4 protein-coding genes are annotated in these 4,671 nt (G+C 32.4%); 1 reads left to right on the plus strand and 3 read right to left on the minus strand.

Annotation, left to right across the window (positions count from 1 at the left end; genetic code table 11):
- The 3 genes from ACRC03_RS03355 to ACRC03_RS03365 all read right to left on the minus strand — a co-directional run.
- Positions 1-194 (minus strand): hypothetical protein (locus tag ACRC03_RS03355; protein WP_438651136.1); only part of this gene is annotated, 194 nt, incomplete at its 3' end.
- Between the two features lie 93 nt (positions 195-287).
- Positions 288-2,177: an aldehyde ferredoxin oxidoreductase family protein gene (locus tag ACRC03_RS03360; protein WP_438651137.1), complete on the minus strand. Its 1,890-nt coding sequence runs from the start codon at positions 2,175-2,177 to the stop codon at positions 288-290.
- Positions 2,178-2,231: 54 nt separating this feature from the next.
- Positions 2,232-3,821 (minus strand): N-acyl-D-amino-acid deacylase family protein, encoded by a 1,590-nt coding sequence (locus ACRC03_RS03365; protein ID WP_438651138.1) that lies wholly within the window; start codon positions 3,819-3,821, stop codon positions 2,232-2,234.
- 543 nt (positions 3,822-4,364) lie between these two features.
- Between ACRC03_RS03365 and ACRC03_RS03370 the strand changes: the two genes are divergently transcribed.
- Positions 4,365-4,671 (plus strand): Rieske 2Fe-2S domain-containing protein (locus ACRC03_RS03370; protein WP_438651139.1); only part of this gene is annotated, 307 nt, incomplete at its 3' end.

Here is a 4,671-nt window from a genome sequence, read left to right on the forward strand (position 1 = left end):
AAGGTACAATTTCCATTTTTAAATATAAGGGTTCCCTTTGGACCATCTGATACATTTATAAATATAGATAAGTCTGTGTCTTTTATTATCTCTCTACACTCTTGGTCTAGTTTTACAAGATGTTCTAGAGCTGATAAAATTGCAAATAGATTAATATGAGCTTTTACTACAGTATTAATAAAAATCCCCTCCATTTAAATAAGTAATTGATTCGAGTGAGCAATTACTCTATTTTATAGAGCGAGTATTCACTCTATTTTCTTTCTTATAAAATTTTATGAAAAAATTTATTTTCCTATTACTAATTTCTTTAGCTTCTTAGGTTTTGGTACTCCATTTTCATCCCATCCCCTTATTTTATAGTATCTAGGTAACATGTCATCAAGTTTGACCAGACTATCCTCTATAGCCTCTTCTTGTTTTTCCTTTACTAATCTATAAGGTAGAGTATCATCCTCATGAGTTAGTCCTTCTCTAATGTTGTACATTCGTTCAATATTGTAGCCACGCTCACCTATTTGAAGTAGTCTTCCTGTGGTCATCTTAATTCCTGTTGCTAGTTCAATAGCTTTTGCATGTGGAATTAAGTACATACTATTTATTGGAATAGCCCATGGAATAAAGGTCCATAAATTTCCTAAGATTCCTCTAATAGATATCGTTACCTTACCTGCAATTTTATTTATTCCTTTCTCTACACTTCCTTTAAATAAAAATGCCGGTACCATTGTTTGTAAGGTAAATAAGCAAAAGCCTGCTGAAGATATTGCTTCCATGCCATTTTGCATAAATACAGTAAGCTCTGGCTTTCCTTTTGTAAGTTGTGAGCCAATAGACATAGGGCCTACAGATTCTAGCAGTGCTAAATATCCTCCATTTAGATGACATCCTCCTCTATTTGAGGTAGCATAGCCAAGCCCCATTCCTACAGATTTTCTAGGTTCATAAGCTGAAAGTTCCATTCCTTTAGAATGTATTGCAAAGTCCTCTCCACCATATATTTTGCTTAACTCAAAGGTACCATTAGCTAATTGAGAATATACCCCTTCTCTTCTTGCTATTTTTTCAAAGACTTCTAGTAAATTATCTACTTTACCAAATTCCAGTCCAAAATCTGCCAAACCCTTTTCCTTTAACTCCATAGCAAAAGCTATAGTCCCAGCTAAAGATATTGTGTCCATTCCTAATAAGTCTGCATGGTAATTTAAAAGATTGATAACTTCCAAGCTTGAATTTTCTATATTAGCTCCTAGTAACCCTACAGTTTCAAATTCAGGACCCTTAACTTCTTTTCCATTTACTTTTACCCGTCTTTCACATTTTATAGGGCAACTTACACATCCATTATTTTTTACTAGATGTTCTTTTGATAAAGTCTCTCCCGATATTCTATCTGCTTTTTCATAGGACCCTTTTTGGAAGTTTCGTGTGGGTAAGGCTTTAGAAAAGTTTGCTTTATTTACAAGATTTGCTGTACCATATTTAGGTAGGATTTCTCCTGTCATTGGATGATTTTTTATAAACTTTGCCCACTTCTTTATATATTTTTGAAACTCTTCTTTATTTTTGACTTCTATTCTTTTAGTACCATAAGTTACAATTGCTTTTATATTCTTTGCACCTAAGGCTGCTCCTGTTCCACATCTTCCTGCTACTCTTTCACCAGATACTGCACAGGCATAATAAACTAAATTTCCACCTGCTTCTCCTATAACAAGTTTCCCCCACTTTTTAGGAAACTTTTCTTGTACTTCTTCTGTGTTAAGTCCCCAAAGTTTTGTGGCATCTTTTATGTTTATTTTTTGGTCTAGTATTTCAATAGTTATTGGATTGTTAGCTTTTCCTTTTATTATAATTCCATCATAGCCTGATTTTTTAAGCATATAACCAAAGGACCCTCCGCAGTTTGAGGATGCAATTCCTCCTGTTAAAATGTTTTTGAAGGTCATATTAAATCTGCTAGATGAAGGTGCTAAGGTTCCATTCATAGGTCCTGTATTTATGATTATTATATTTTCTGGTGAGAATTTTTCTAGTTTGGCTGGTGTTAGTTTTGTTAATAGATATGCTCCTAAGGTTTTTCCTCCTAGGTGATTTTTGTATTCTTCTTCGGTTATTATGTAATCTTCGGTTGTGTTTTTTGTTAAGTCTATGATGCAGTATATGGGTGTTTGCATATTTCCTCCTCCTTATTTAGTAGGCTTTGTACTTAAAGAATTTCTGTATACTAATTACAAGCTGTTCAGTAGCATTTTTCCAGCATTTAGTGTTCCTACTGCATTACCATTAATAACTACCTGTTTTCCATTTATAATAACAGACTTTATTCCTTGTGGTTTTCCTTCATCAGAGTAAATACTTGGTCCTATCTCATTTTCATCAAATATTACTAAATCTGCATAATAGCCTTTTTTTATATATCCTCTTTTTTCTATATTAAATCTATTGGCAGTTGCTCCACTCATCTTATGTATAATCTTTTGAGTTGGTATATTATATTTCTTTGCTAAGTTAAAGAACAGTGGGAAGCAGTTAAAGCAAGCAGAATTCTGTTTTCCCATTTCCTCCACCCATGCATCAGTCATGTACAAGCAGTTTTCATCTTTCATAAGTGTTGATAAAATATCATCGTTTAAATATTTATGCATTAGAACACGTCCACGACCTTCACTGATTTCAACTAGTCTGATATATGCATCAGTTGGAGATACATTCCATTTTTTTGCTATTTCAGTTACTGTAAGTCCTATTAGGTCATCATATCCTTCTTTTAACCATGCTATTACTATATCATTAAAATTAAATCCTAATATTTTACAGGTTACTGCTATTTCAATTTTTAGTTTTGTTATGTATAATGGATTTTTGCGTTGTTTGTTGGAAAGCGATAGATACCATACTGGAAGAATAACTGTAATAACTGAAGCACCATAAGTATAAGCATAGGTATCATATTGTATTGATAAGCCTTCTTCTTGGCATTTTTTTAGAATTTCCATAGTTTCATCTACGGTTTTCCAGGTTTTTTCTCCAACAAAAATAAGATGAGAATATTGTAGCTTGACACCAGTATCTCTTGCTATTTTTATCATTTCTTCTAGGGCACGAATATTGTGTGGTTTTCCTCCAAATGAAGGAGTATAAGATGTGGATGCAGAAGAACAAGCACGACCATGTACCGTAAGAATTTTACCATATTTTGCAACAATCTTAGCAGTACGCTTTAGCTCTTCATAATCTGCATATCTATCTGGTTCATACATAAGTCCAAGTGATACTCCTAATGCACCACTAGTTAAAGTATCTTCTATTATCTTATCCATCTGTTGTAGCTCATCTGGATTTAGTAATCTATTTTCGTATCCTGCAATACCTATCCTAGCACTAGCGTGTCCATATATGGGAGCTATATTTAGTGGCATTTGCTTAATACAAGATATAAATTGTGGTAGAGTTGCAGTCTCTCCTTCTACATCGCCTATTTCAAATAAGCCACTACCTATTAAGTTTCTAAATTTTGTATCCTTGTCAAATCCAAAGGGTGAGAAACCACAGTTACCTGTAATTTGTGTTGTTATTCCCTGTTCTAAGAAGGGTTTGAAAAACTTTTCGTTGTTATTTCTTGCAATAAACCAATCATTGTGTGAATGGGCATCTATAAATCCTGGTGCTATGGCAAGCCCAGTACAGTCAATAATTTCATCACACTCATTATTGTTGTTAGTAGATAGAATTTTGTCATTTTCTATACATATACTCCCTATATAAGGCTCGTTGCTACTTCCGTCATAGATAGTAGCATTTTTAAATAGTATTTTCACCTTTGTGTACCTTCCTTTACATTTTTATATGTATTTGTTTGATTTATTGTATATATATGTATTTGATTATGATATTAATCTAATTATTTATAAAATAAGAATCTTTTCTGTTCATTAGTCTTAGTAGCTGTAAATAGTGGGTATTCAAAAAAAGGTATTATCTCTATTGGAAATAATACCTTTTTAAAATATCTATCATTTAACTTCTGTATCTGCTTGTTACAGATTAAGTTGAAAATCATGTGCCTATTCCTAGGAAGTTAATTCTTTATCTTTAGTTTCAAACTATGCTCTCTCTTCATGTGACAAATTTGATATGTTTGTAGCGGTACCCCTTGTATTGGCTACTCTTTTATGTCATAAATAGAGATTGAATAAATGGAAAAACAATAGATAATGGACTTGGCTTGTTTTGTAAAGTTCATGTCAATATGGTAATATATAGATAAATTAGTTTAATCTAAAGATTATAGTATAACTAGCCACTTTTATTAAATTAACATACATATTATAGGAACTGAATATAAAAAGGGGGACATTATAGTGATAAAAAATCAGTGGTATATTGTTCTAAGTTCTGATGAACTTAGAGATAAACCTTTAGGCGTTACAAGGTTTTCTGAAAAGTTAGTATTTTGGAGAGGTAAAAATAATGAAGTATGTTGTATCAAGGATAAATGTATACATAGAGGTGCATCCTTATGTATGGGGAAAGTAGTTGATGGAGAAATTGAGTGCCCATTTCATGCCTTTAAGTATGATAACACTGGCCAATGCACTACTATACCAGCAAATGGGAAAAATTCTAATATACCTAGTAATTTCAAAGCTTCTAGCTATAAAACTAAAG

Origin of the sequence: Romboutsia sp. (genome assembly GCF_051659545.1) — a bacterium.
Classification (GTDB): Bacteria; Bacillota; Clostridia; order Peptostreptococcales; family Peptostreptococcaceae; genus JBOFOR01.

What these genes read in the sequence shown, in the direction of transcription:
- ACRC03_RS03360 (WP_438651137.1), bottom strand. Translation starts at nt 2,177, where the DNA reads ATGCAAACACCCATATACTGCATCATAGACTTAACAAAAAACACAACC.